General features: G+C 57.7%; 21 protein-coding genes and 1 tRNA gene. 4 read left to right on the plus strand and 18 right to left on the minus strand.

Going from position 1 to position 24998, the window contains the following annotated elements:
- Positions 1–53: 53 nt before the first annotated feature.
- The 3 genes from M8010_RS19275 to M8010_RS19285 all read right to left on the minus strand — a co-directional run bounded on the left by M8010_RS19275 (position 54) and on the right by M8010_RS19285 (position 5183).
- Entirely contained in the window at positions 54–3239 is a 3186-nt protein-coding gene (locus tag M8010_RS19275; protein ID WP_250094331.1) for an Ig-like domain-containing domain, read from the minus strand.
- A gap of 13 nt (positions 3240–3252) precedes the next feature.
- Positions 3253–4590 (minus strand): alkane uptake protein AupA, encoded by a 1338-nt coding sequence (aupA, locus tag M8010_RS19280; protein WP_250094332.1) that lies wholly within the window; start codon positions 4588–4590, stop codon positions 3253–3255.
- Positions 4591–4943: 353 nt separating this feature from the next.
- Entirely contained in the window at positions 4944–5183 is a 240-nt protein-coding gene (locus tag M8010_RS19285) for a TIGR02647 family protein (RefSeq protein ID WP_250094333.1), read from the minus strand.
- A 136-nt stretch (positions 5184–5319) separates the two neighbouring features.
- Here M8010_RS19285 and M8010_RS19290 point away from each other — a divergent pair, with 136 nt between their 5' ends.
- Positions 5320–5652, plus strand: a complete 333-nt coding sequence (locus M8010_RS19290) for a tRNA-binding protein (RefSeq protein WP_502846236.1) — start codon at positions 5320–5322, stop codon at positions 5650–5652.
- Between the two features lie 12 nt (positions 5653–5664).
- Here M8010_RS19290 and M8010_RS19295 read toward each other — a convergent pair.
- The 4 genes from M8010_RS19295 to rpsU form a co-directional block, all read right to left on the minus strand.
- Positions 5665–5741: transfer RNA gene (locus tag M8010_RS19295), tRNA-Ile, on the minus strand.
- Between the two features lie 116 nt (positions 5742–5857).
- Positions 5858–7705 (minus strand): RNA polymerase sigma factor RpoD, encoded by a 1848-nt coding sequence (gene rpoD / locus M8010_RS19300; RefSeq protein WP_250094335.1) that lies wholly within the window; start codon positions 7703–7705, stop codon positions 5858–5860.
- Between the two features lie 179 nt (positions 7706–7884).
- Complete coding sequence (dnaG, locus tag M8010_RS19305; RefSeq protein WP_250094336.1) at positions 7885–9618, minus strand: DNA primase; 1734 nt, start codon at positions 9616–9618, stop codon at positions 7885–7887.
- Positions 9619–9771: 153 nt separating this feature from the next.
- Positions 9772–9987 (minus strand): 30S ribosomal protein S21, encoded by a 216-nt coding sequence (rpsU, locus tag M8010_RS19310; RefSeq protein ID WP_007153483.1) that lies wholly within the window; start codon positions 9985–9987, stop codon positions 9772–9774.
- Positions 9988–10226: 239 nt separating this feature from the next.
- Here rpsU and tsaD point away from each other — a divergent pair, with 239 nt between their 5' ends.
- Positions 10227–11282 carry a tRNA (adenosine(37)-N6)-threonylcarbamoyltransferase complex transferase subunit TsaD gene (gene tsaD / locus M8010_RS19315; protein WP_250094337.1) on the plus strand — a complete coding sequence of 352 codons (1056 nt, stop codon included), beginning with the start codon at positions 10227–10229 and terminating at the stop codon, positions 11280–11282.
- Positions 11283–11285: 3 nt separating this feature from the next.
- Here tsaD and plsY read toward each other — a convergent pair whose 3' ends face one another.
- Positions 11286–11879: a glycerol-3-phosphate 1-O-acyltransferase PlsY gene (plsY, locus tag M8010_RS19320; RefSeq protein WP_250094338.1), complete on the minus strand. Its 594-nt coding sequence runs from the start codon at positions 11877–11879 to the stop codon at positions 11286–11288.
- A 160-nt stretch (positions 11880–12039) separates the two neighbouring features.
- Between plsY and folB the strand changes: the two genes are divergently transcribed.
- Together folB and folK (M8010_RS19330) are read left to right on the plus strand one after the other, a co-directional pair.
- Complete coding sequence (gene folB / locus M8010_RS19325) at positions 12040–12396, plus strand: dihydroneopterin aldolase (protein WP_250094339.1); 357 nt, start codon at positions 12040–12042, stop codon at positions 12394–12396.
- A complete protein-coding gene (gene folK / locus M8010_RS19330; protein ID WP_250094340.1) occupies positions 12396–12914 on the plus strand; it encodes a 2-amino-4-hydroxy-6-hydroxymethyldihydropteridine diphosphokinase in 519 nt (172 codons plus the stop codon). The genes folB and folK (M8010_RS19330) overlap by 1 nt, the downstream gene beginning before the upstream one ends.
- Before the next feature lie 15 nt (positions 12915–12929).
- On the opposite strand, the gene pgi is transcribed toward folK (M8010_RS19330), so the two are convergent.
- From pgi to dksA, 10 genes are all read right to left on the minus strand, one after another.
- Positions 12930–14594 carry a glucose-6-phosphate isomerase gene (gene pgi, locus M8010_RS19335; protein ID WP_250094341.1) on the minus strand — a complete coding sequence of 555 codons (1665 nt, stop codon included), beginning with the start codon at positions 14592–14594 and terminating at the stop codon, positions 12930–12932.
- A 24-nt stretch (positions 14595–14618) separates the two neighbouring features.
- The gene (gene panC, locus M8010_RS19340; protein ID WP_250094342.1) at positions 14619–15467 is read right to left on the minus strand and encodes a pantoate--beta-alanine ligase; all 849 of its coding nucleotides are present in this window, start codon (positions 15465–15467) and stop codon (positions 14619–14621) included.
- Positions 15464–16258: a 3-methyl-2-oxobutanoate hydroxymethyltransferase gene (gene panB / locus M8010_RS19345; protein ID WP_250094343.1), complete on the minus strand. Its 795-nt coding sequence runs from the start codon at positions 16256–16258 to the stop codon at positions 15464–15466. The genes panC and panB overlap by 4 nt, the downstream gene beginning before the upstream one ends.
- Before the next feature lie 131 nt (positions 16259–16389).
- On the minus strand, positions 16390–16902 hold the full coding sequence (folK, locus tag M8010_RS19350; RefSeq protein ID WP_250094344.1) for a 2-amino-4-hydroxy-6-hydroxymethyldihydropteridine diphosphokinase: 513 nt from the start codon (positions 16900–16902) through the stop codon (positions 16390–16392).
- 2 nt (positions 16903–16904) lie between these two features.
- Positions 16905–18251 carry a polynucleotide adenylyltransferase PcnB gene (pcnB, locus tag M8010_RS19355; protein ID WP_250094345.1) on the minus strand — a complete coding sequence of 449 codons (1347 nt, stop codon included), beginning with the start codon at positions 18249–18251 and terminating at the stop codon, positions 16905–16907.
- A gap of 686 nt (positions 18252–18937) precedes the next feature.
- Entirely contained in the window at positions 18938–20344 is a 1407-nt protein-coding gene (locus tag M8010_RS19360; RefSeq protein ID WP_250094366.1) for a sigma-54-dependent transcriptional regulator, read from the minus strand.
- Between the two features lie 7 nt (positions 20345–20351).
- Complete coding sequence (locus M8010_RS19365) at positions 20352–23312, minus strand: ATP-binding protein (protein WP_284048219.1); 2961 nt, start codon at positions 23310–23312, stop codon at positions 20352–20354.
- Positions 23302–23478 carry a hypothetical protein gene (locus M8010_RS19370; RefSeq protein ID WP_191966977.1) on the minus strand — a complete coding sequence of 59 codons (177 nt, stop codon included), beginning with the start codon at positions 23476–23478 and terminating at the stop codon, positions 23302–23304. Before M8010_RS19370 ends, M8010_RS19365 begins: the two co-directional genes overlap by 11 nt.
- Before the next feature lie 50 nt (positions 23479–23528).
- Positions 23529–24401 carry a tRNA glutamyl-Q(34) synthetase GluQRS gene (gene gluQRS, locus M8010_RS19375; protein ID WP_250094346.1) on the minus strand — a complete coding sequence of 291 codons (873 nt, stop codon included), beginning with the start codon at positions 24399–24401 and terminating at the stop codon, positions 23529–23531.
- Between the two features lie 53 nt (positions 24402–24454).
- Positions 24455–24895 (minus strand): RNA polymerase-binding protein DksA, encoded by a 441-nt coding sequence (gene dksA, locus M8010_RS19380; RefSeq protein WP_250094347.1) that lies wholly within the window; start codon positions 24893–24895, stop codon positions 24455–24457.
- Positions 24896–24998 lie beyond the last annotated feature (103 nt).

Raw genomic sequence — 24998 nt, forward strand, 5'->3', positions numbered from 1 at the left:
AATAACAACCAATGACGCCAATAATTCAGGCATCGCTGGTATCCTTTAGCTTCTCACTCACACTGGTTCTTCCTGGAGCACGTCAGATCACCGGAAAACGGTGTTTCTGGATGGGCACTAACTAGAACATTGATCTCCGGGCTTTCAACGTTGCGTTGTTCGATTTGCATTCGGCCGTCATCAAAGAAGGTAATCGGGCCCTCCAGTTTCAGCGTGAAGGGATAGCTGAAGAGGTTATGGCGCAAAACGTCGCCTAGAGGCAAGGCGAGATTGGGTGCGTCCAGCGTCAGGTCTGCCTCGGTTTTGAACATCGGCCGGCCATCGTCTCCCTCCACAATGATTCCACGAATCAGGCTGTTTCGGGTGCAGTTCTCTTCGCAGTCCGCGTCGTCTTTGGCGTATCGCATGCGCAGAATCTGAGGTCCTGTGACTTGTGGATCTTCGGGAGATAGAAGAACATCAGTCAGCCCGTTTCCGTCGTCCAGATATACCTCGAGAGAAGTGGTCGCAAGCAGCGTCGGATATAAAAGTACTCGCACGCCTTCTTTACCCGTCTCGGGGTCAACTGCAGGGCCAATCACTTCGGTATTTAATCCGTAGGTCTGGTAGATGAACTTTTTCTCTGGGCAGTCAGCCCCCGCCGTTTGACAACCGACACGCGCTTCACTTCTGTCGCTGCCAAGCACTCTCGGCTCTCGGGCTGGGTTAATCTCAAGCCTCGCAGCATTTGCTGAAGGCAGGAAGCCATCCTGGCCATCATCTGCGTGCTTAAATGGCTCCAGGCAGTCAGTGCCACCCAGCGTTGCGCAATCCACCACATAATTCGAGTTGGTGTCGCGAATGGGCAGATTGCGCAGCGGAGTAAACACTGACTGGTTCGCAGATGCGCCCTTGAAGTATATGGTCATGGACGGGCCGCCGGGCGCAGTGGGGTCTACCAAAAGATTGGTTTCCAGCGGAAATCCATTTTCTCCGCATATGTCATCCGGATCACAAGTTGCGGAGTTGGACGAAGTCAGCGTGTACCGGTAGTGAGTGCCTTCTTCCCAGGGAGTGTTCGGATAAAAGCGGACGCGCTGGTTACTCTTCTCGAGCCTGCCCGAAACGATTTCGCCGTTGCCTACCGTTGCTGTGGGATCTGAAACCTTCTCTACGATGAAAGTCTCTGCGTTAATAGTGTTCAGATTCATGGACTGGGAGAAAACCACGGTGATCGGCCGGCCGGCTGGCAGTGTAGTGACGGGTAACTCGTCAGGCGCGTGCCCTGCCGGGTAGTCGAGATTTCCGCCCGAGGTGTTAACTGCATCCTGACAGACACCATGGGAGCCGGCGCTCAAGTCGACCTCGGTCGTCACACATGGATAGCCAGGGTAAGTCGTCAGCGCAAGCGGAGACCTTTGGGTGACTGAGCCGTCTCCTAAATCCGGTAGGGCAAAGTTCAGGTCTTGCGGCATGGCACCATTGCCGGCCAGATCCGTCAGTGCGTTGCCAATCTGCAGAGTGTAATCAACACCATGCTTGAGCCCACCTTTCGGATTCAACACCAAGGCAGTTCCATCCAGTTTGGCCTCCAGTGAGCCATCATCGGTAGTCAACGGGTTGCCACCTTCATCCAGAACGATACCGTCAGCAATGGTTTCGGCATCCAGCGGCTCATCAAAGTTCAGAATCACAGGGTCGCCCGGGCGCTGCATGGCCTGGCGGGTGTCGGGCAGGGCATCTTCCGGCCCTGGCATCCAGCTCACCAGTTGGGGGCCGGTGTTGTCCGCAAGCTCTTCGTCGCGCTGCTCGGCAGCACTGAGTGCCGACGTGGAATCTGTAGCGGCCTCGATGCGGAAAGCGATGGTGGAGTCGGTGAACTCCTGGCCCAGCAGGTTGGGTTCAACCATACCGATGGCGTCGATGGTCAGTACGCCGTCTTCCACGATGGCGATGCCGGATAATTCCACGCCCAGCAGGTCCTGGGACAGGGATGCATTTGGCTGTGCCTCCTCGGTATTCATGGACACATCCATGAACAGCTTGATGTGGCGCGGAGCGTTCATGTCGTCGGTGTAGGGGTTGGGCATCAGGTAGCCGGTGGCGTCCGACAGCATGGTGACCTTGATGTTTCCGGTTTTCTGCATCTCGCCGGTGACCGGGTCGATCACAGGTACGGTGCCATTAACCCGCACATCGAGACTACTACTGCTCAGCACACTGCCTTTGGGTACGCGCAGGGGCAGGGGTTCGTCGGCTTCGAACGCCGGGGCATAGGCCAATTCCGCAAACAGGCCGCCGATCTGTTGCGATGGACCGGCGACGCCCTGTAGTACTGAATTCAGGGTTACACCGTTGATGATCGCGCCATTGAGACGGGAGCGGCGGGCGTTTTCCTCGTTTGCGCTGGCGTTCAGTCCAGAGTCGATTACCTCCTGGAAGAGCACCACCGTCGGGCTGGTCTCCCGCGGAGTAACTTCTTCACTGAACTCTTCCAGCGTATCGCCATTGATACCTGGGAGATCGCGGATGGAAACCGTATAGATCTCGCCGGCGTTCAGTACATCGTCTTCTCGGCCGCATCGTTCAGGGCTGTCCGCAATGCAGGGGTCGATGGTCACATAACGGCCGTTTACCAGCACAGTTGCCGGCACGGTGTCGCCGTTGCTGTCTGTCAGCTCAATGACGCCGCCGAGGTCTTCCCACTGCGGATGTACCGCCTTGGTCAGGCGTAGCCGGAAGGTGGAAAAGTTCATTGGGCGGAAGGTGTTGCCTTCAGAAGGAATCATCTCCGCCACGGTGAATCTGGAATCCAGATTATCAAGCTCTGCAATACCGCTGAACTCGCCCCGGGTGGTGAACTGTATACCGTCCGGGCCCACGGCATTGGGTGTTGCTATCACGCGGTTACCCTCGGCTTCAAGCGTTTCGCTGAATTCGATGGTGTATTCAGTGCCCGAGTTGAGCTTATGATCTGGTGATACTTTCAGGCTTTGCCCCTGATCAACGGGCTCTGTTGAAAAGGCTATTTCATTGACGCCATCACTGATGCGGATCTTGCTCTCGATGTCGTCATCAGAGAGGGCGTGTGAGAACCGCAATACCAGGTCTGCTTTGGGGCTGACCTCGCTCTGCCCATCGGCAGGATAGGAGTAAACCACAGAACCCGGCGTTGCAGGTTCGTTGATGGATTGATCATCACCCCCGCATGCTGCAAGCAGGGCGGCGGGAATCAGTGCCAGGGTGTTGTTGTATTTCATGGCGAACCTCTCCTCAGAACTTCAGGGTGATGGAGCCGCTGATCACATGAATATCACCGTCGGCGGTGGCCTGTTGTTCGTTGCCGTCATAGTCGACGATGGTGAAATCCCGATCCTGCAGTTGCTGGTACTGGTAACCGAGGTCCAGCCGCACCGGATAGGCCAGCAGGCGTGTGCGCTCGTACGTTGCACTGATACCCAGGCCGGCCACAATCTTGTCGGTGTCCAGATAGTTCAGCTCCGGATTACGGGTGGTTTTCAGGGGAGACTCTTCGTACGCCAAACCACCGCGAAGGGCAAAATTGCGGCTGAGCTGATATTCGGCGCCAATACGCGGAACCAGTATGTCGTCGAAGCCGATGCGGTTGCCGGCACTGACATCCTCCTGATCCTTGATGGTGTCACCAGTGAACTCGTCTTCGAGTTCTGACCAGTTCTGCTGCTCGATGCTGCCGCCGACGCGCCAGCCATCACCCTTGTACTGAGTACCAATGGCAATGGTCTCAGGCTGGAAGGAATCTATGGTGGCAACGGCCAGGCTCAGGCCCGGGTCCGGAATGGTCTGGGTGACAATGATGTTTGAGTCCACGGAAGTGGAAGCAGACGATTTGGTGCGATAGGTGACCGCGCTCTCCCATCCGTCCAGAAAGCAGTCACTTTCCGGACAAAGTGTTTCGCCCCATTTGATGGTGGTGCCAAGAATGGATTTCAGAGACGGCTCGGCGTTAACTGCCAGCCGCTCACGGCTGGTTTCACCGCCGAGGGTTGATACCGCATCCAGTTGCGCGGCCGCTTCCAGGGTCACACGCACCGAGAAACCGCCTGAAATGCCCCGCCAGAAGGGAGTAGCGCCGCCAATGTTGAGGAATAGTGGCTCCTTTCCATACTGAAGGTACTGACCGGTCTCGGAAGTCTGAGAGGAGAAGGCCAGCATTTCCTTTCCATATTTCTCAACGCCCGCGATGAACCCCAGGTAAATCGGATGCTTGAAGCGGGTCAGTGATCCCAGGTTGGTTTTCATGCCAATCAGCACATGCTGGCTGGGAGAATCAGAAACGATATCACCGTCGGAATCAGACCGGCTCGATCGCAATTCCTGCTCTGCGTGAACGATTCCGCCCGTTAGCTCACCGCGCTCGTCGCTGGTCAGGTAAGACGGATTGTAATAGGTGGACGACACCTGGTCGTTGAACATGGACAGGGACTGGGCGGTTGCAACGTCCACGGGCATGACGCCATAGGTGGTGCCAAGGTTACCCATGCTGGCAGAGGCATTCAGTGAAATGCCGGCGGACGCCGCAGCAACAGCGACTGTGATTGCACACAGGGAAAAGCGGGAGGTTAAAACCATGAAACACACTCCATTTGTTTGTCTTGTTATTGGCCTTCACATTGCTCCCAAGGGAGAGCGAGAGGGCTGGTAATCATTATTGGTACTATTGTTCGACAAGCAGTGTAGTGATCTTGTCTAATCGGGACGTTGGCCTTCTTGACAGCTTTTGATGTCGGAACGACCACTGCCGGGACAAAGATGGTTTAAAAATGACTGAAATACAGAGTCTTATCAGGCCGGAAAGTGTGTTTTTCTGTTACGGAAGGTTTTGAGTGGTCGTAGGTTTTCCGAAGGGGTAATAAAAAGGCTCCCGGTGGGGAGCCTCTGATAATGCGTGGACTGGATAAACGGTATTAGCGGAATCGCGCGGCCTAGCGGCTCGCCAGTACTGATAACACTCTCTGAGCATGCTCGGCCGTTTCACTACCCAGGCTTGTCAGATAACCCCCATCTTTCTGGGTAATCAGTCCCTTGTGGTGAAGTCGTTCAGCTGCGGCAACCATTTCCGGTGCTGCCGAGTGCTGGTGAACCTTGATGCCTTCCTGGGCAGAAGACAGGTCGAACATAGCCAACAGGTTGAGTTCATCAATGTGGTCGGAAGAGAACGGCATGGTGCTTTCCTTGTGTTATTTTTGATGGCTTCAGTGTAGTTGTATATGAAGCCAGTGTATTCGGCAAAATCAATTTGGCTTTGAAATTTCCTTTGTCCGGATGGCCGGCTCATGAATCCCCCCAGGAGAATTGTTAATGATCAGTTGGGAAGACTTCGAGAACGTAGAACTGAGAATCGGCACTATCATTGAAGTGAACGAATTCCCGGAAGCCCGCAAACCGGCGTACAAGCTGAAAGTCGATTTTGGCCCTGAGGTCGGCATTCGCAAATCCAGTGCGCAGATCACCGATCTTTACGATCCCGAGACGCTAATGGGGAAACAGGTGCTCGCCGTAACCAATTTTCCGCCGAAACAGATCGGTCCGTTTCTTTCGGAGTGTCTGGTGACCGGGATCAAGACGGATGAGGGCGCGATAACCTTGGTGAGCACGGATCACAAGGTGAGTAATGGACAGAGGCTTATCTGAAGCTCGGAGGAGTGGTGGGCCCAGGTGGACTCGAACCACCGACCAAAGGATTATGAGTCCTCTGCTCTAACCAACTGAGCTATAGGCCCTTATCAGGGAATGCTGTTCCAGGATTCGCTTTTGAGGTGTTGCTTCCGGGGAGGGAGCAACAAAGCGGGCGCCATTATACCCATGAGGGGTGGCGCCCGCTACTGTTGTGGTGCTGTTATCCGTTGCCCTGGTCGTCAATGAAGCCGCGCAGGTGGTCGGAGCGGGAAGGGTGACGCAGTTTGCGCAGGGCCTTGGCTTCGATCTGGCGAATTCGCTCACGGGTCACGTCGAACTGTTTGCCCACTTCTTCCAAGGTGTGGTCGGTGTTCATTTCGATACCGAAGCGCATGCGCAGCACCTTGGACTCTCTTGCGGTCAGCCCGGAGAGCACGGAGCGGGTGGCCTCGCGCAGGCCTTCGGCGGTAGCCGAGTCGACGGGCGAGAGGGCCTGGATGTCTTCAATGAAGTCGCCCAGATGGCTGTCTTCGTCATCACCAATCGGGGTTTCCATGGAGATCGGCTCTTTGGCGATCTTCAATACCTTGCGGATCTTGTCCTCTGGCATTTCCATGCGCTCACCCAGCTCTTCCGGTGTGGGCTCGCGGCCCATCTCCTGCAGCATCTGGCGGGAGATACGGTTGAGCTTATTGATGGTTTCGATCATGTGCACCGGAATACGGATGGTGCGGGCCTGGTCCGCGATGGAGCGGGTGATGGCCTGACGAATCCACCAGGTGGCATAGGTGGAGAACTTGTAGCCACGGCGGTACTCGAACTTGTCGACGGCCTTCATCAGGCCGATGTTGCCTTCCTGGATCAGGTCCAGGAACTGCAGACCGCGGTTGGTATACTTCTTCGCGATGGAGATAACCAGACGCAGGTTAGCCTCGACCATTTCCTTCTTGGCGCGGCGGGCCTTGGCTTCACCGATGGACACGCGGCGGTTGATTTCCTTGATGTCGGAAACGTCCAGGTCGACTTCGGTCTGGATGTTGGCGATGCGCTTCTGCAGACGGACGATTTCGTCGATGCGCTCGGCAACCAATGACGCGTAAGGCTTCTTGCCCTTGGAGATCTTTTCGGCCCAGTCGAGGCTGGTTTCGTTACCCGGGAACGACTTGATGAAATCCTTGCGCGGCATTTTGCATTCGCGCACGCAGATTTTCATGATGGCGCGCTCATTCTCGCGCACCAGATCGTTGGTGGAGCGGACCACGTTCACAAGTTCGTCAAACGCTTTGTTGCCCAGCTTGAAGGGTGCGAACACCTGGCCGAGCTCGTTCAGAGCTTCCTGGGTTTTCTTGTGGCCACGGCCGTGTTTGGTCAGGCAGGCGTCGGCGGCGTCGAGCTTTTCTTTCAATAGCTCGAAACGCAGGCGGGTCTCTTCCGGATCAGGACCGCTCTCGGTTTCTTCTTCGCTGTCATCATCGTCATCGTCGTCGGATGAATCGTCGGAACTGCTGGTCGTGTCCGGGGTGTTGTCTTCGTCCATGAACGGCTCGGCGCCGTCCGGGTCGAGGAAGCCGGATACGATGTCGCTGAGACGGCCTTCGTTCTCGATAATACGGTCGTAGGCCTGGATGACAGTGCCGGTGATGCCGGGGAAGTGCGCAACGGCAGCCATGACATCGCGGATACCTTCCTCGATGCGCTTGGCAATGACGATCTCGCCTTCGCGGGTCAGCAGTTCCACGGTGCCCATTTCCCGCATGTACATGCGGACCGGGTCGGTTGTGCGGCCAGCATCGGATTCCACGGCAGCGAGTGCGGCGGCAGCTTCCGCGGCAGCGGCTTCATCGGCGGTGGAGTCGCCGTCGGTCATCAGAAGTGTGTCTGCATCCGGAGCAACTTCAGACACCTGAATGCCCATATCGTTGATCATGCGGATGATGTCTTCGACTTGGTCCGGGTCAGCAATGTCTTCCGGGAGGTGGTCATTCACCTCGGCGTAAGTCAGGTAACCTTGCTCTTTGCCTCGTGCAATGAGGTCTTTCAAACGTGATTTCTGCGAATTGCCTGACATAGACACCCTGTGAACTCGCTGGTAATAGTAAAAAAGTTAAACAGCCATTATAGCTGCCACGCGATTGCTCTGCCACCGGATGGTTAGATGGTGATCAACACTGCAAGTTTCAAGTGCAGTGCCGTTTCCGGCTGCATTTATTGCGTTTTCTGGCCCGCCGGCCCTGTGCTTGCTGCTGTTCAGTCGTCGCTCTGGCCGGACAGCGCCTTCAGTTCCTGCCGCTCTTCGGCGGTGAGGTCTGCAAGGCTGCGTTTTTCCGACAGCAGTGACGCCAACCGCTGCTTTCGTGCCACTTCCTGGTTCGGATTCAGCATCTCCCGGGCGCCTGCCAGGGTTTGTTCCCGTGCCGGCACGTGTTCAATGCCATCGAACAGGCCGTAGAACTGGTCTCTGGCCCGTTTGTCCGTTGCCAGCTGGTAGATCAGGGAGCGCCGGTCTTTGATGCCGGCCTCCAGAATCCAGCCAGCAAACTGGCCGGCCTGCCGGTACTGTCGGCTGCTCCTGCACAGCTCAGCAATTTCACTGGCCATGTCCGGCGCTTCCAGCAGTGCCAGGCAAAGCTGGGTATCCTTGCTGAGTTTTACGTCAATGCGTTGTTCCTGAACCCGGCGTTCGCTGTATCCGCCTTTGCCGTTCTTCTGGCGGCGGTTCTGCCAGTCACCCCGGTTGTTGCCGCACAGCCGCAGCATCTCGTGCCACATGGCATCCCTGAGGGTGCTTTTGGGCATTTTCCTGAGCAACGGTTCTGTCCGCGCCTTCAGCTCACCCCGGTCTTCCGGCAGTGTCAAATCCAGCCCTTCGCTCTGCCGGTTGAACAGGTAACGGGACAGTGGTGTGGCACCATCGATGCGTTTCTGGAACGCCTCCGCGCCTTCCTTACGCACCAATGTGTCCGGGTCTTCGCCGTCTGGCATCATCAGGAATTGCAAATGCAACCCATCGGTCAGTAACTCCAGAGCATTTTCCATGGCCTTATCTGCTGCGCGGTAACCGGCCTGGTCGCCGTCGAAACAGAACACCAGATGCCGCACCTGTTTCAGCAGGGCCGAAAGGCTGTCCTGGTTGGTCGCCGTGCCCAGCGTTGCTACCGCAAAGTGGATGCCGTTCTGCGCCAGCGCAATGACGTCCATATAGCCTTCGACAACCAACAGTTTGTCGAGTTGACGGATCGACTGTTTGGCTTCATAAAGGCCGTAAATTTCGCGGCTCTTATGGAATACATCAGACTCCGGAGAGTTGATGTACTTGGCTTTGTCGTCTCCCAGGGCGCGCCCGCCAAAGGCGATGGTCTTGCCGCGGCTGTTGCGGATCGGGAACATCACGCGGTTGCGGAACAGATCCCGTGGCCGACCATAGCGGTCGGATACGGTACCGGTTTCGATCAGCGGCGCCTGCAAGTCCTTGCTGGCACTGTCGAACAGGGCGGTGCCGGTGCCAGGGGCGTATCCCAGCATGTACTGTTCGATAATGCTGTCGTCCAGGCCCCTTTGTTTCAGATAGTCCCGGGCGAATTCGCCCTGCTGGCCCCTGAGCGAGCCCTGGTAGAAGCGGCTGGCATAATCCAGGGCGTCCGTCAGCGTTCGCGCCTGTTGCATTTCCTGGCGAGCGTTCTGGTCGTAAGGCACTTCCATGCCGGCACGCCGGGCCAGTTCTTCCACCGCGTCGGTAAACCCGAGGCCGTCAAATTCGCGGACAAAGCTGATGGCGTCGCCATGGGCGCCACAGCCAAAGCAGTGGTAAAAGCCCTTGTCCGGCCGAACGTTGAAAGACGGCGTTTTTTCATCATGGAAAGGGCAGCGGGCCTTGTAGTTACCGCCGGCCTTTTTAAGGGTGACACGTGATCCGATCAGCTCGGCCAGGTCTATGCGGTCGAGCAGGTCTTCAACAAAGCGTTGTGGGATCAGTCCACTCATGATGTCTCCGGTCGCGCGGAAAATGCCAGAGCTGGAAGTACAGCTAAAAATGCCGCCGAAGCCAGGCCTCGGCGGCATTTTTGTATCGCTCTGTGCAACCTGTGGCTATACAGGCGATTATAGGCTTGCAGTCAAGCGGCGTCCGGATAAAGCTTAGTATAGACGCTCGAACTTGCGCTGTTCCCGCTGAAGCTTCTTGAGATGACGCTTGACGGCTGCAGCTGCCTTGCGCTTGCGCACGGCTGTCGGCTTTTCGTAGTGCTCACGGCGACGTACTTCCGACAGGACGCCTGCTTTTTCGCAGGAGCGCTTGAAGCGACGAAGGGCTACGTCAAACGGTTCATTCTCTTTCACTTTAACAGCTGGCATTCGAAAATCACCTACCTGATTGATTCGGTTTCTGTTTTGTCTGATCGACCGGTTTGTCAAATCGACTCGATACCTGGTCAGATTGGCTAAAACTCGACCAGTGCTTATTTAAGGCCGGCAATGATAGCGCCTGCTCATGGCCAAGGTCAATGTTTGTTCGATGAAACTGACGGAGGGTTTCGGGTTTCTGCTAAAATACTGCGCTGACTTTCACCAGCCCGGAGTTGTGGTGCTTAATTATGCTGATTCTCGGTATTGAAACCTCCTGTGACGAAACCGGTGTTGCCCTGTATGACAGTGAGCAGGGCCTGCTGGCGCACGCACTGTTCAGCCAGATTGCCATGCATGCCGACTATGGCGGGGTGGTACCGGAGCTGGCTTCCCGCGACCATGTGCGCAAGTTGCTGCCGTTATGCGACCAGGTATTGGCGGATGCGGGCAAAGTTCGCGGCAATATCGACGGCGTTACCTATACGGCCGGCCCCGGCCTGGTGGGTGCGTTGATGGTAGGCGGCTCTGTCGCCCACGCATTGGGGTTTGCGCTGAGTGTGCCTGTGCTGGGTGTCCACCATATGGAAGGCCACTTGTTGGCGCCGATGCTGGAGGAGAATCCCCCTGCATTTCCGTTTGTCGCCTTGCTGGTGTCCGGCGGTCATACCCAGTTGGTGTTGGTCAAGGGTATCGGTGAGTATGAAATGCTGGGTGAGTCCGTGGATGATGCGGCCGGTGAAGCCTTCGATAAAACCGCTAAGATGCTGGGGCTGGACTATCCGGGCGGGCCACGAGTGGCTGCGCTGGCGGAGAAGGGCACGCCAGGCCGCTATCGGTTCCCACGCCCGATGACAGACAGGCCGGGGCTGGATTTCAGCTTCAGCGGCCTGAAAACGTTTACCCTCAATACCGTCAACGCGGCTCAGAATGCCGGTGGGCTGGATGACCAGACCCGCGCTGATATCGCCCTGGCTTTCGAGGCCGCGGTAGTGGATACCCTCACCATCAAGTGCCGCCGTGCCCTGGAGCAGACCGGCTGCAAGCGCCTGGTGATTGCTGGCGGCGTGAGTGCCAACAAACGGCTGCGGGCCGGGCTTGAGAAAATGACGGAAAAGCTCCGGGCAGGAGTGTTCTATGCCCGTCCGGAATTCTGCACTGATAATGGTGCCATGATTGCTTACGCTGGTTGCCAGCGCATGCAAGCGGGGCAACAGGATGGCGACCGGATTGTGTCGGTACCACGCTGGCCAATGAACACGCTGCCGCCCGTCGGCGAACCCAGGGTAAATGGTCTGGTTGATTAGGCGCTAGAAGCCAGGTTCCCGGCCTTGGGCCATGCGGATCAGGTTATTGCGGTGGCGCACCACGATCAGTATCGCCAGTAATCCGAACAATGGCAGGGTATCCGGCTCGATCAGCGCGCTGATAATCGGGCCGCTGACAATTGCCACAATCGAAGCCAGTGCGGAAATCCTCCAGCGCCACATCACCAGCGCCCAGATGGCCGCCAGCATCAGTGTGGTGACTGGCGCCAGTGCCAGCCCGGCCCCCAGAGCAGTCGCCACGCCTTTCCCGCCTTTGAAGCGATAGAACAGTGGAATCATATGCCCGGTTACCGCGCACAGTGCCACCATGGCCTGGGAGAGAATGGTCAGGTCTGCCTGGTGGGCAAGCCATACCGGTAACCAGCCCTTGGCCGCATCCAGGAAAAGCGTCATTGCCGCTGGTGGCCAGCCGCCGGTGCGGTAGACGTTGGTGGCGCCAGGGTTTCCGGAGCCCAGCGCGCGCGGGTCTGGCAGCTGCCAGGCGCGGCAAACCGGCAGCGCAAACAGCACCGAGCCCGCCAGGTAGGCGAGGGTGCAGAGCAGGACTGTCAGTACCGGGTCACTCAGATAACTCATCGGCGGTGTTCACTGGCAAAGTGGTTAAGACGCAAAGACGCGTGCAGGTCATTTGTGAGAAAATGCCGACCCCGCGACGAAGCAGGTCAGAATTCACACAGTATCCGCTGCCTGCGCGTTATTCAATCAGCAAAGAGTGGAAGCCCGGGAGAGCCATCCGTTGACAGATAGTGTACTGATTGAAGGTCTGGCTGTTGAGGCAGTTATCGGCGTGTATGACTGGGAGCGGGAGGTCAGCCAGCAGCTGCTGGTAGATCTGGAGATGGCCTGGGACAATCGCGTGCCCGCGGCCTCGGATGATGTCAGTGATGCATTGGATTATGCGCAGGTGAGTGAAAGGGTTTCTGCTTACCTGGTCCAGGCTCAGCCTCAGTTGCTGGAAACCGCGGCCGAAGGCATTGCTGATTTGCTGCTGGATGAGTTCAGTGTGCGCTGGGTACGGCTGACGCTTCGCAAGCCTGGTGCTGTGCCGGCTGCAGCAGCTGTTGGGGTTAAGATCGAACGGGGGGGTCGTTGATGGCACGGGTGTATATCAGTATCGGCAGCAATATCGACCGGGAGCGTTACATCTCTGCAGCTCTTGACGCCCTGAATGACGGGTTTGATGACTTGCTAGTTTCCTCGGTATACGAAAGCGAGTCCGTCGGCTTTGACGGCTCGCCGTTCTATAACCTGGTGGTGGGAGTGGATACAGACCTGACCGTGGCCGAGCTCTCGGCCCGCTTCAAGCAACTGGAGGCGGACAACGGCCGACGCCGGGATGTCCCCAAATTCAGCGCCAGAACCCTGGACCTGGATATTCTTACCTACGATAACGAAATTGGCAGGATCGATGGCGTGGAGCTTCCCCGGGGGGAGATTCTGAAGAACGCCTTTGTGTTGCTGCCGCTGGCGGAAATTGCGCCGGCCGACATTCATCCGATCTGTGGAAAACGTTACGACGCGCTATGGCAGGCTTACGACCGCGACCAGAAGCTATGGCCGGTGAATTTCACCTGGCAGGGCCAGCTGATTTCGCGGGCCGCTGCCAGGTAACTCCTCTTTCTGTTATCAGGACGAGTGGTGTGAGCGGAACAGCCGGATCAGGTTGTCTGTTGAGCTGTCGCTGGGCTCGGAGCCTTCGGCGGTTTCCCCGGTGAGGCGGTCCAGAATGCCCTTGCCCATCTGCTTTCCCAGTTCCACGCCCCACTGATCGAACGAATCCACGTCCCAGATGATGCCCTGTACAAATGTGCGGTGTTCGTAGAGCGCGATCAGGGCGCCGACGGTTTCCGGTGTCGACTTGTCCATCAGCAGGGTATTGCTGGGCTTGTTGCCGGGGATCACCTTGTGGGGTGCCAGTTTGTCGACTTCCTCGGCACTCATGCCCTCGGCTGCCAGTTCGGCTTTTGCCTCATCAAGGTTTTTGCCGGACATCAGCGCCCGCGACTGGCTCAGGCAGTTGGCGAACAGGGTAACGTGATGGCTGGCCACCTGGTTGTGGGTTTCCAGCGGAATGATGAAGTCCGCCGGAATCAGCCGGGTGCCCTGGTGTAGCAACTGATGGAAAGCATGCTGGCCGTTGGCGCCGACGCCGCCCCAGATTACCGGGCCGCTCTGGTACGTCAGCGGTTCGCCGTTCTGGGTCACGCTCTTGCCGTTGCTTTCCATGTCCAGTTGCTGCAGGTGCGCCGGCAGGCTGCGCAGGTAGTGGTCGTAGGGCAGGATGGTGTAGGTTTCCGCGCCCCAGAAATTGTTGTACCAAAGCCCGAGCATAGCCATTACCACGGGCAGGTTCTGCTCCAGCGATGCGGTGCGAAAGTGCCTGTCCATGGCGTTGGCGCCGGACAACAGGGCTCTGAAATTTTTCATGCCAATGGTAAGCGCTACCGGCAGCCCGATGGCGGACCATAGCGAGTAGCGCCCGCCAACCCAGTCCCACATCGGGAAGATGTTTTCTTCGGACATGCCAAACCTGACCGCTTCCGGTGTATTGGCGGTGACGGCCACGAAGTGCTTGGCGATCTGGTTTTCACTACCGCCGTTGTCCAGGAACCAGGCCCTGGCGACCTTGCTGTTCTCCAGCGTTTCCTGGGTACGGAACGACTTGGACTGAATCAGGAACAGCGTGGTTTCCGGATTGACCCGGCGCAGTACTTCGGCAATCTGGGTGCCGTCGATATTGGCTACATAGTGGCAGTTCAGCTGGCCGTGCCAGTAGGGACGCAGGGCCTCGGACATCAGCTTGGGGCCGAGGAAGGAGCCGCCGATACCAATGCTGACCACGTCCGTGAAAGGTTTGTTGGTATATCCCTGCCAGCGCTCGCTGAGCACCTCGTCCACGAACTGTTCCATGCGGTTCAGGGTCTTTTCCACTTCTGGCGCAATATTGGCGCCATCCACCTGTACGGGTTCGCCACTGCTATCCCTCAGGGCCACGTGCAATGCGGGGCGTTTTTCCGTCACATTGATGTGGTCGCCGCGAAACATCGCCTCGGTTCGTTCCGGCACACCACAGCTTCTGGCCAGTGCCATCAGCCTGGCCATGGTGTCGTCGGTCATGCGGTTGCGAGAGTAATCCAGCGATAGGCCCCCACCGCTGATAAAGAAGCGGCTGGCGCGGTCAGGGTCGTCGCGGAACAGGTCCCGCATGTGGGTGTTTGCCAGCTCAGCCTGGTGCTGTGTCAGTGCCTGCCACTCGGGCCGGCTGGTGAGTGGAGCAGAGCCCTGGGACATAATGGAATCCTTTCGTCTGTGTGGTTAACGGGTGATAGACAGGTTGTCGATAAGCCGGGTAGTGCCGAGAAACGCTGCTACCAGAAGCGTCAGCTCGGTGTCGTCTGCATTGGCCGGCTTGAGAGTCAGGCTGTTGGCGATGTTGAAGTAGTCCGGACGCAGGCCGGCTTCGCTGAGTGCGTTGTTGGCTTCCTTTTCCAGCGCTAAAAAATCGCTACGGCCTTTTCGGATCTGTTCCGCCGTGTTGTTTAATGTGCGATAAACAATCGGTGCGATGGCGCGTTCGCCCTCGGTCAGGAAACCATTGCGGGAACTCTTTGCCAGTCCGTCATCATCGCGAACGGTCGGGCTGCCGATGATTTCGACCGGTATCATCAGGTCCCGGGTGAGTTTGCGGATAACGGCCAGCTGCTGGTAATCCTTCTCGCCGAAAACGGCGATGTCTGGCTGAACCATGTTAAACAGCATGGTCACCACCGTTGCCACGCCTTCAAAGTGGCCAGGCCTGCTGGCACCGCAATGGCCCTCACTGACTTCCGGCACGATAACGCGAGTGTGTCTTGCCAGCCCATCCGGGTAGATTTCCTCATTGGAGGGGGCAAACACCAGGGTGCTGCCGGCGGCACCCAGCCGTTCCTGGTCCTCGATCAGAGTGCGCGGATAGGTGTCCAGATCTTCGCTGGCGCCAAACTGCATGGGATTGACGAAGATAGTGGTGACAACGATGTCAGCGGCTTCCCGTGCTTTTCTGACCAGCGAAATATGGCCTTCGTGCAGGTTGCCCATGGTGGGCACCAGCCCGATGCGCTTGCCCTGCTGGCGATAGCTGCGAAGCATGGCACGGAGTTCTTTCAGCGTATGTACGGTTCTCATGCCTTGAACGTATGCTCCTCGGAGGGGAATGTGCGGTCGCGAACAGCGGCCACGTAGGCTTCGATGGCACCTTTTACGGAGCCGGACTCGGCCAGGAAGTCCTTCACGAAACGTGGCTTGCGGCCGGTCGTCATGCCCAACATGTCATGGACAACCAGTACCTGGCCGTCGGTGTCTGCGCCAGCGCCAATACCGATCACCGGTGCCTGAACGGCCTGGGTTATACGGGCTGCCAGTGGAGCAGGTACGCACTCCAGCAGAATAACATCCGCGCCCGCGGCAACCAGCTCACAAGCATGTTCGATCATCAGCTCGGCGTGCTTTTCATCCCGCCCCTGGACCTTGTAGCCGCCAAACTTGTTGACGAACTGTGGGGTAAGGCCCAGGTGGGCACATACCGGGACACCCCTTTCGCTGAGAGCATGAATGGTGTCTTTCATCCAGTCAGTGCCTTCCAGTTTGACCATGTGCGCGCCTGATCGCATCAGTTCCGCTGCGTTTTCCAGGGCAGCCTCGACTGTGCCATAGCTCATGAAGGGCATGTCGGCCATGATCAGTGAACCGCGGTTGCCCTTGGCGACGGACGATACGTGATACACCATCTGGTCCATGGTAACCGGCAGGGTGCTGTCGTGTCCCTGCAGCACCATGCCGAGGGAATCACCGATCAGTATAACGTCCACGCCGGCCTCACTGACGATCTGAGCGAAGGTGGCATCGTAGGATGTCAGAACGGAGAAGGTTTCCCCCTTCTGCTTGCGGTCCCGCAGGGTATTGATGGTAATAGCCATAGAATCCTTGCCTTGTGTGTGAGTGCGCTAAAATCGGGCCCCAAAACTGAGCCAGATTATGCCGGCAATCTGGTCTCAAGGGTAATCCGGGGGTGTGTTTGTGGCAATAGCCTTACACCGAGCCATTGGTATCAGCCGGGCGGGAGTGTCCGCGCCACCGGGGTGAGTTGCTGCAGGTTGTTGTCCGGGCATTGCTGTCTCAGGTCTGCAAGGCTGCGGCCGTCCGGTAGAACCCGTTCCGGGTCCAGGTCCAGGAGCGGCTGGAGAACAAAGTCCCGGTTGGCCAGTTCGGCGTGGGGAACTGTCAAACGGTCACTGATGATGGCTTCGTTGCCGTACAGGAGAAGATCCAGATCCAGCGTTCGTGGGCCCCAGCGCTGAATTCGTTCGCGTCCGTGGGCCAGTTCGATGGCCTGAAGCTGGTCCAGGAGATCCAGTGGTGTGAGTTCCGTGCGCAGCCAGGCCGCACCGTTGACGAAATCAGGTTGATCCTGTGGGCCAACGGGCCTGCTGCGATAGAAAGCCGATTGCGCCACCAGCTCGGTTTTGGGTAGCGCTGCCAGCCGGGCAACGGCGCCGGCCAACTGCGCGGATGGCTCCGCCATATTGCTGCCGAGCCCGATAAAGGCGTCTGTGGCCGCCATAGTCAGGCCTTCTTTGCAGGCTTCTTGCGGCGACGCTTTTTGGGGCCATCGCTGCCCAGCTGGGTCAGCATGCGTTCCTGGCCGCGCTCGTCTGCTTCCTGGAACTCAGTCCACCATGCGCCAAGCCCGGGTTCGATCTCGCCGGATTCTTCCCGAACCAGCAGAAAATCATAGGCCGCGCGGAAGCGCGGGTGAGACATGGTCACAAGCGACCGTTTGCCCTGGCGCCGGGGCAGGCGCATCTGCAGCTCCCAGATCTCCTTCATGGGGCCGGAGAAACGTTTGGGAATGGAAGTGGCCTGAACCTGACGCCCGATCACCTTGGCAATAGCCTGGTGCAGTGCCGGCTGAACCGGCTCGCCGTTATCCTGGCGTTTGCGCCATTCCGCCTGCAGGGCAGGCCAGAGCATTGCGGCAAACAGGAAGTAAGGAGTAACGGACTTGCCCTGGGCAATGCGGGCATCGGTGTTGCGCAGAGCCTTGCGCACCAGTTCATCAGGTTGGCCGTTGTCGATGGCCTGTACGGTTTCGGGAAACAGGGGTGCCAACAGGTTGTACTCGCTGAGCAGGTCATAGGTGGCTTCACCGTAGCCCGCAGAAAACAGTTTGAGTACTTCCTCGAACAGGCGGGCTGGCGGAATGTGCGTCAGCAATGGTGCCAGCTCGCGGATCGGGGCCTCGGTTTCCGGTTCGATATTGAAACCCAGCTTGGCGGCGAAACGCACAGCGCGAAGCATGCGCACCGGATCTTCCCGGTAACGGGTCTCTGGATCGCCGATCAACCGCATCTGGCGGTTTTCCAGGTCTTCAATACCGTTGGCGAAGTCCACCACGGTAAAGTCACGGATGCAGTAATAAAGGGCGTTGACGGTGAAGTCTCGGCGCAGGGCGTCTTCTTCCAGGTTGCCGTAGACGTTGTCCCGTAACAGCAGGCCGTGTTCGCTGGTCCTGCGGTCATCGTCATCATCATTGTCCTCATCCGCTTCCGCAGCGTTGCCGCGGAAGGTGGTGACTTCGATGACTTCACGCCCGAACAGTACGTGGACGATGCGGAAACGTCGGCCAATCAACCTAGAGTTGCGGAACAGCTCATGCACCTCTTCCGGGGTGGCACTGGTGGCGATGTCAAAGTCCTTCGGCTTGCCGCCGAGAAGAATGTCACGAACGCCGCCGCCTACCAGGTAGGCTTCATAGCCGGCATTATTCAGGCGGCTAAGCACCTTTTTTGCGGGCTCGCTGATAACCGAGCGGGAAACATTGTGCTGCTCCCGGGGGATTTCCCGGCGCTGGTAAGTACGGGGCTTTTTCTTCCCGTTTCCTGATACGTATGACAATAGTCGTTTAAGCATTGAATTCCGTTATAGCGGTAAGCAAAAGCGAGAGTTTAACGGTTTGGACGGGATTTGCACAGGTTGGAAAACTGCTGGGCCAAATAATCAAAAGGCGGATCCGTTTTCACGAACCCGCCCTGAAAGCGTTGACGATCTGCATTGTTTTTGTTTTTACCGGGATTTTTCTTCGTTTTTCTACCCCACTGTCAACCCCCAAATACAGGGGTTTCAGTAGTGCAAACGGAAAGCTTTGAATACACAGAGCAGTCAGAGACAACGGACGGGCCTTTAGGTAAATGCTGTGCCGTCTGTTCGACGATTCTTCTCCACATCTACAACCCGCACGTGCCATGGGACCACTAAAAAGCAAAGTACCCAAAACACTCAGTTCGCTCACGTTCCGTTTTTGTTTTTGTTACCGAACGTCTTCTACAGCTTTTTGTTCTTGTTGTTGGCGCTGTGTATCACTGTTGTTTTTGTTGTTGTGCGCCCTATAGACTGCAGTCCGTGTGCCAGGTTTTGGAAATTGTTTATTAACAGCTAGTTAGTGTTTTTCAATCTTTTCCGAAGGGTACGTATAAGTCCGGAGTGTTACTGATCGCTCGTTTTTTAGATCAAGGGTGTTACCGTGAGGAACACAGGGTAACAAATGAGTGCGGGTTCACATTTTCCCGGTAACACCGTTGCAGCCAGATGCAATTCCCTCAATTGCCTGAGCTCTTCTTGCGGGGAATGCCCAGGCGCTGGCGCCGCTCCCACAGGGACTTTCGGCTGATACCAAGTTTCTGCGCGAGCTCGGTTTCGCTCATGCGGTCCTGGTTCTCCAGTACAAAGTGCTGGAAATAGTCCTCGAGGGACAAATCACTGGTTGCTTCCGCGTCGCGCGAGAGCGTTTGTTCATTATTGCCTTCAACCAGGGAGTCCGGAATGTTTACGTCGCCGCCTTCGCCGTCCAGGTCCAGCAGGGATGGGGTGATCAGGTCGTTGTCGCACAGAATGGTGGCCCGCTCAATCGCGTTTTCCAGTTCCCTGACATTACCTGGCCAGCGGTGTCTCTCGAGTGCGCGCATGGCTTCCGGTGTCAGGTTCAGGTCGGGTTTTCCCATTTTTTCGCCCTGACGCTTCAGGAATCGCTGCGCCAGGCCCAGGATGTCTGCCTGGCGTTCCCGCAGTGGGGGAATGCGAACCTGCATAACGTTCAGGCGATAAAACAGGTCCTCCCGAAACTCGCCGGTACGGGTCATGGCTTTGAGGTTGCGGTGTGTTGCGGCAATCATCCGCACGTCCACCTGGCGGCTCTGCGTGGAACCCACCTTGCGGATCTCTCCCTCCTGGAGCACTCGCAGCAGACGGGCCTGGGCTTCAGCGGGTAACTCGCCGATTTCATCCAGAAACAGGCTGCCGCCGTCTGCAGCCTCGATCAGACCTGTCCGTGCGGAAACGGCGCCGGTAAACGAGCCTTTTTCGTGGCCGAACAGTTCGGACTCGATCAGGCTTTCCGGAATCGCCGCGCAATTCACCGAAATGAGCGGATTGGCGGCGCGCGGGCTCATAAGATGCAATGCCCTGGCGGCGAGCTCTTTGCCAGTACCCGACTCACCCTGGATCAGTACAGTGGTTTCGGTAGGTGCCACCTTGCGTATCAGGGTGAACACCTTCTGCATGGCATCACAATGGCCATACATGATGCTTGCCGGATCGCCGTCAGTATCAGCCGCAGTTCCGCGGGCGGTTTTCTCCTCCGGAGCTTTGCCTGCCTGTGGCTGCCTGGCAAGAATGCTCTCCACCGCTTCCAGCATTTCGTCGTGGTCGAAAGGCTTGGCGATGTATTCCACGGCCCCCATTTTCATGGAGTCGACGGCGGAGCGAAGGCTGGCATAGCTGGTCATGATCAGTACCGGAGTGTCCGGCGCGCGCCTGATCAGTTCGGTACCCGGCGCACCGGGTAATCGCAGGTCGGAAATGATCAGGTCAAACTGTGCGGGGTCGTGGTTTTCTTCTGCTTCTTCGACCGAACCCGCGTCGGCGACTTCATAGCCGGCATGGGTAAGCAGTTTGCGAACCGCTGAGCGGATAATCTCTTCATCTTCTACGATCAGAATGCGAGGCATAACGGTTTTACGACCCTTGGTTCTGGCTGATGGCATTTCCGGTGCCCGGCTCGTAGGCAGGCAACCTAATACGCACGCGGGTTCCCCGGCCCAGGTCGGCATTCACCGGACTGTCCACCTGTAAGTTGCCATAGTGTTCTTCAATGATGCTGTACACCAGTGATAACCCGAGGCCGGTCCCTTTGTTGGGTGCCTTGGTGGTGTAAAAAGGCTCGAAGATGTGGTCCAGTTGTTCTGGTGGTATGCCGGACCCTTCATCGGTGACTTCGATAATAGCGGAGTAGCCATCAAGGTTTCCACTGACGCGGACCTTTCCACCTACCGGTGAGGCGTCACGGGCATTGGCCAGAAGGTTGATAAATACCTGAACCAGCCTCTGCTCGTCGCCCAGAATCATCAGGTCTGCAGGGCAGTCGTTCACGTAGTGAACGCCCATGCTCTTATCGCTGAGTGAGAGCAGGTTGATGGACTCATCCACGCAGCGGCGGATGGTCACTGGCTCATAGCGGTTGGCATGGGCGTGGTTACCGGTGCGGGCAAAATTCATCAGTGACTGAAGAATGGTGGATATCCGCCGGGTTTGCTGCTGAATCTGGTCGGCGGTGGAGAGGATGTCCGGATCGTCGGTCTCAAGCTTCAGGTTCTGGGCCAGTGACGAAATGCCGGTGACCGGGTTGCCAATTTCGTGGGCGACACCTGCCGCCAGCCGGCCTACCGAGGCCAACCGTTCGCTATGCATCAACTCGTCTTCAAGCAGGCGGGTTTCGGTCTGATCTTCCACCAGAATAATACTTCCGCCCTCGGTGTGATCAGGCCCGCTCAACGCTGCTTTGTGAAGATTCAGCCAGTGGGGCCTGCCTTTCAGGTCCAGCCTGTGTTTGTATCGATGCAGATCCTCGCCGCTGTTGAAGTCATCCAGCAACAGGTGCCAGTGCTCCGGCAATGCCATCAACCTTGCCCCCACCACGTCGTCGGCGGTGATGCCCGTGAGCGCTTCCATGGCGTTGTTCCACATCAGGATTTCGCCGTCTTCACCCACCGAGCAGGCAGGGATGGGCAGGTTCTGGAGAGTTTGGCGGTAATGCCTGCGCAGGTTGTCCAGTTCTCCGGCCAGCCCCGTCAGGCGGTTCTGGTAGTCGCCCAGGGCCCGTTCCACGTAGCGGATATCCTGGGCCGTGCCGCCACTTGCCATGGGTTTGTAACCAAGGTGCCGTTTGACCAGGTCTCGTGCAACGGCGGGGCCGAGAAGGCCCGATAGGTTCACCTCCACCCGGTCACGGAGCCGCCTGAGCTGATAGGGGCGATATTCCACATTTGGCAGCTTGAGCTGGGCCAATGCCCGCTCTACTTCCCGCCTGGCAACACCAAGGCCCAGTGGAACGGCCAGTTGCCGCACAAAATCTGCCGAGGAGGATGCCAGCAACTCCCTGCGCTGGGGGCGGGACAGTGCCCCGAGTGAGCAGGCTTCGGCGGCACCAGCCTCTTCAGCGGTGCTGGTGCTCAGAACTGAAATCAATGTAAACACGACAACGTTTACCGTCAGGCTGACGAAGGTAAAGATATGCCAGTTGCTGTAGTCCGGAACCAGCGGTGCCCCGAGGAACTCCAGCAGGTTGGCAGTGTGGGAAAATGGCAGCACTAGCGTGACTATCCAGATAACCAGCCCGGATATCAGGCCCGCGATCAGCCCGCGACGGTTGCCTTCCGGCCAGTAGATAACCCCCAGAGCGCCGGGTAAAAGCTGGAGCATGCCGGACAGGGAAATGGCCCCCAGAATGGACAGGTCAAGATTCTTGCCCAGGGTTTCGTGAAACAGCAGTGCCGCAAAAATGATGGCAGCAATCAGTACCCGCTTGACCCATCTCAGCCAGTGGTAGATATCACCCTGGTCTTTCGGCGTGCGCAAAGGCAGAACTGCGTGGTTCAGTACCATGCCTGCCAACGCCAGTGTGCTGACTATCATCAGTCCACTGGCCGCAGACAGGCCAGCGATGTACATCAATAGCGTCAGTGCCGGGCTGCCCAGCGCCTGGGCGGTGCCAATAGCGTAGAAGTCCGGGCCGGTGGTGGCAGCCAGCGCCTGGCCGCCCCAGAGAATCAGTGGCACCGGCAGGCCCAGCAGCAACAGGTATAGAGGAAGGCCCCAGCTTGCCTTCGCCAGCGCCTTGGGGGACGGGTTCTCGCTGAACGTCATGTGATACATATGCGGAAGCACCAGGGCGCCGGCAAAGGACATCAGCATCAGGGCACGCCAGCTACCGTCGTCGATGCTCATGGTCATGGAGCTGACCGGTGTGCTTTGATCCGCCAGCCAGCCTTCCAGCCCTGCCATGCCATCGAACACGCCGAACAGAATCACACCACCGAGGGTCAGCAGCGCGAACAGTTTGACGATCGAGTCGAAGGCGATGGCAAGAACCAGGCCCTGGTGATTGTCCGACCCCTGGCTGCGCCGCGTGCCAAACAGCATGGCGAACAGAACCACGATGATGCTGAACAAAACGCTGATCAGCCGGGGTGAGGTGTCTGGTGCCAACAGGCTGGCGGATGTGGAAACTGCCTGAATCTGCATGCTCAGCAGGGCCAGTATGGCGGTGCCGGAACAGACGGTGACAAGGGTTCCTGCCCACTGGCTGCGATAGCGATAGGCAAACAGGTCGGCAAGGGATGTGAGCTGGTAAGCGCGGCCGATACGCATGATCGGGTTGAGCAGCACGGGCGCCAGCAGGAAGGCACCACTGATGCCCAGGTAGTAGGCCAGGAAGCCGAATCCGGACTCCGCAGCTATTCCCACCGCAGCGTAGACTGCCCAGATGCCGGCATAAACGCCAAGGCTCAGGGTATAGACCAGGGGGTGTCTGACCCAGCTGCGGGGCAGTACGCCTTTTTCGGTGATCCACGCGATACCGAACAGCAATACCAGGTACAGCAGACTGGCCAATAACAGGCCGGGAGCACTAAAACTCATTGGGATCCCGGCGCCATTCCAGCCAGAAGCCAATTGCAATCAGACCGGCCCAGATGACGTATGGGCTGTACCAGGCATTCTCCGGTGAAGTCCACCAGTCAAGAATGTTGGGCGAGAAAATGTAGATGGCCAGAACCAGAAGGAAGACCAGACGGTAGATATACATCAGGCATGATATCCGCACTGTCGTTTGAGTGAAGCTTTATAACACGTCGCTCACCGGGCTGTCAGGTGAATCCGCTCCGGTGCCCAGTTGGCTGTAGCCAGGTCGAGCAGGGTATCGATGTCTTTGGCTCCCGACAACAGACCTGAGTCCTGCCCCAGGGCCGCCAGGGCCCGTTGCAGATTGTCTTTTGCTAGCTGGTCATCCAGCGCCGGGGCATGATTCTGTTTGCTGAGTTTCTGCCCTTCATCGTTGAGTATGACCGGAATGTGCATCCAGTGGGGCGGCTGAGCCCCCAGGGCGCGGTAGATCTGCTGTTGCTGAGCGGTCATGTCCAGCAGGTCCGAGCCCCTGACCACGTGGGTAATGCCTTGATCAATGTCGTCTGCCACCACCGCCAGTTGATAGGCATAAAATCCTTCCTTTCTGAGGATGACCGGGTCGTCCAGTTCGGCATGCACGGTTTGCGATTGGGGCCCAAGCAATTGATCGTGCCACTCACTGTGCTCGTCGTGAAGCGCAAACCGGATAGCGTACGGGCGCTCGCCAGGCTCGGCATGGCCTTCGCGGCAGCCTTCAGGGTGTCGGCCGCCATGCTCCTTGAGTTGCTTGCGTGAACAGGCGCAGCGGTAGGCCAGCCCACACTCCAGCAACCGGTCAATCAGGCGGTGGTAATGGGCATGGCGCTCAGACTGGAAACGTACCGGTTCATCTGAGTGCAGCCCATGGGCGTCAAGGCTTGCCAGTATTCTATCGGTGGCTTCCGGGGATTCCCTCAGCGGGTCGAGGTCTTCAATCCGCACCAGCCAGATGCCATTGTGGCTGCGGGCTTCCAGGAAGCTGGCAACCGCCGTTACCAGCGAACCAAAATGAAGCGGGCCGGTAGGCGAGGGTGCAAAGCGGCCCCGGTAAAGAGGTTCAGTCATGGTCTGTGACTGCCGGCCCCAGCTCGGGGACCAGCGTTCTCAGGAAGTGGACATTAAATGCCAGTCTGGCGCTCGCGGATTTCGGCGAGAGTCTTGCAGTCGATGCACAGAGTCGCAGTGGGGCGCGCCTCAAGGCGGCGGATGCCGATTTCAACACCGCACTGATCGCAGAAGCCGTAGTCATCTTTGTCGATGCGGTCGATTGTCTGGTCAATTTTCTTGATCAGCTTGCGCTCGCGGTCACGGGTGCGCAGTTCCAGGCTGAATTCCTCTTCCTGGGTTGCGCGGTCGCTGGGGTCCGCGTAATTTGCTGCGTCTTCCTGCATATGGTGCATGGTGCGATCGACTTCTTCCATCAGCTCCTGTTTCCACTGCAGAAGCAGATCCTTGAAGTGCTCGAGCATCTCGGCACTCATATATTCTTCACCCTTTTTCATTTCATAGGGGGTGAAGTTGGTAATACGTTCGCTTGGTTGTGCTGCAGTATTTGCCATAAATACGGCCTCTTATAATCCTGAAAAGCACTCGCCCTGGAGCGGGAATTTGCGGAAAATAGCAGATTAGTCCCAAGGGCGCCAGCCTTGTAACAACAACTTT

Source organism: Marinobacter sp. ATCH36 (assembly GCF_023555055.1).
GTDB lineage: Bacteria > Pseudomonadota > Gammaproteobacteria > Pseudomonadales > Oleiphilaceae > Marinobacter.

Excerpts from the sequence above, each read along its gene's own strand:
- folK (WP_250094344.1), bottom strand. The coding sequence starts at position 16,902 with ATGGCGGCCACAGACGCCTTTATCGGGCTCGGCAGCAATATGGCGGAG.
- dksA (WP_250094347.1), bottom strand. The coding sequence starts at position 24,895 with ATGGCAAATACTGCAGCACAACCAAGCGAACGTATTACCAACTTCACC.
- panC (WP_250094342.1), bottom strand. The coding sequence starts at position 15,467 with ATGAGAACCGTACATACGCTGAAAGAACTCCGTGCCATGCTTCGCAGC.
- panB (WP_250094343.1), bottom strand. The coding sequence starts at position 16,258 with ATGGCTATTACCATCAATACCCTGCGGGACCGCAAGCAGAAGGGGGAA.
- gluQRS (WP_250094346.1), bottom strand. The coding sequence starts at position 24,401 with ATGACTGAACCTCTTTACCGGGGCCGCTTTGCACCCTCGCCTACCGGC.
- M8010_RS19360 (WP_250094366.1), bottom strand. The coding sequence starts at position 20,344 with ATGCCTCGCATTCTGATCGTAGAAGATGAAGAGATTATCCGCTCAGCG.
- M8010_RS19275 (WP_250094331.1), bottom strand. The coding sequence starts at position 3,239 with ATGAAATACAACAACACCCTGGCACTGATTCCCGCCGCCCTGCTTGCA.
- tsaD (WP_250094337.1), top strand. The coding sequence starts at position 10,227 with ATGCTGATTCTCGGTATTGAAACCTCCTGTGACGAAACCGGTGTTGCC.
- rpoD (WP_250094335.1), bottom strand. The coding sequence starts at position 7,705 with ATGTCAGGCAATTCGCAGAAATCACGTTTGAAAGACCTCATTGCACGA.
- folK (WP_250094340.1), top strand. The coding sequence starts at position 12,396 with ATGGCACGGGTGTATATCAGTATCGGCAGCAATATCGACCGGGAGCGT.
- aupA (WP_250094332.1), bottom strand. The coding sequence starts at position 4,590 with ATGGTTTTAACCTCCCGCTTTTCCCTGTGTGCAATCACAGTCGCTGTT.
- rpsU (WP_007153483.1), bottom strand. The coding sequence starts at position 9,987 with ATGCCAGCTGTTAAAGTGAAAGAGAATGAACCGTTTGACGTAGCCCTT.
- plsY (WP_250094338.1), bottom strand. The coding sequence starts at position 11,879 with ATGAGTTATCTGAGTGACCCGGTACTGACAGTCCTGCTCTGCACCCTC.
- pcnB (WP_250094345.1), bottom strand. The coding sequence starts at position 18,251 with ATGCTTAAACGACTATTGTCATACGTATCAGGAAACGGGAAGAAAAAG.
- M8010_RS19370 (WP_191966977.1), bottom strand. The coding sequence starts at position 23,478 with ATGTATATCTACCGTCTGGTCTTCCTTCTGGTTCTGGCCATCTACATT.
- dnaG (WP_250094336.1), bottom strand. The coding sequence starts at position 9,618 with ATGAGTGGACTGATCCCACAACGCTTTGTTGAAGACCTGCTCGACCGC.
- pgi (WP_250094341.1), bottom strand. The coding sequence starts at position 14,594 with ATGTCCCAGGGCTCTGCTCCACTCACCAGCCGGCCCGAGTGGCAGGCA.
- M8010_RS19285 (WP_250094333.1), bottom strand. The coding sequence starts at position 5,183 with ATGCCGTTCTCTTCCGACCACATTGATGAACTCAACCTGTTGGCTATG.
- M8010_RS19365 (WP_284048219.1), bottom strand. The coding sequence starts at position 23,312 with ATGAGTTTTAGTGCTCCCGGCCTGTTATTGGCCAGTCTGCTGTACCTG.
- M8010_RS19290 (WP_502846236.1), top strand. The coding sequence starts at position 5,320 with ATGATCAGTTGGGAAGACTTCGAGAACGTAGAACTGAGAATCGGCACT.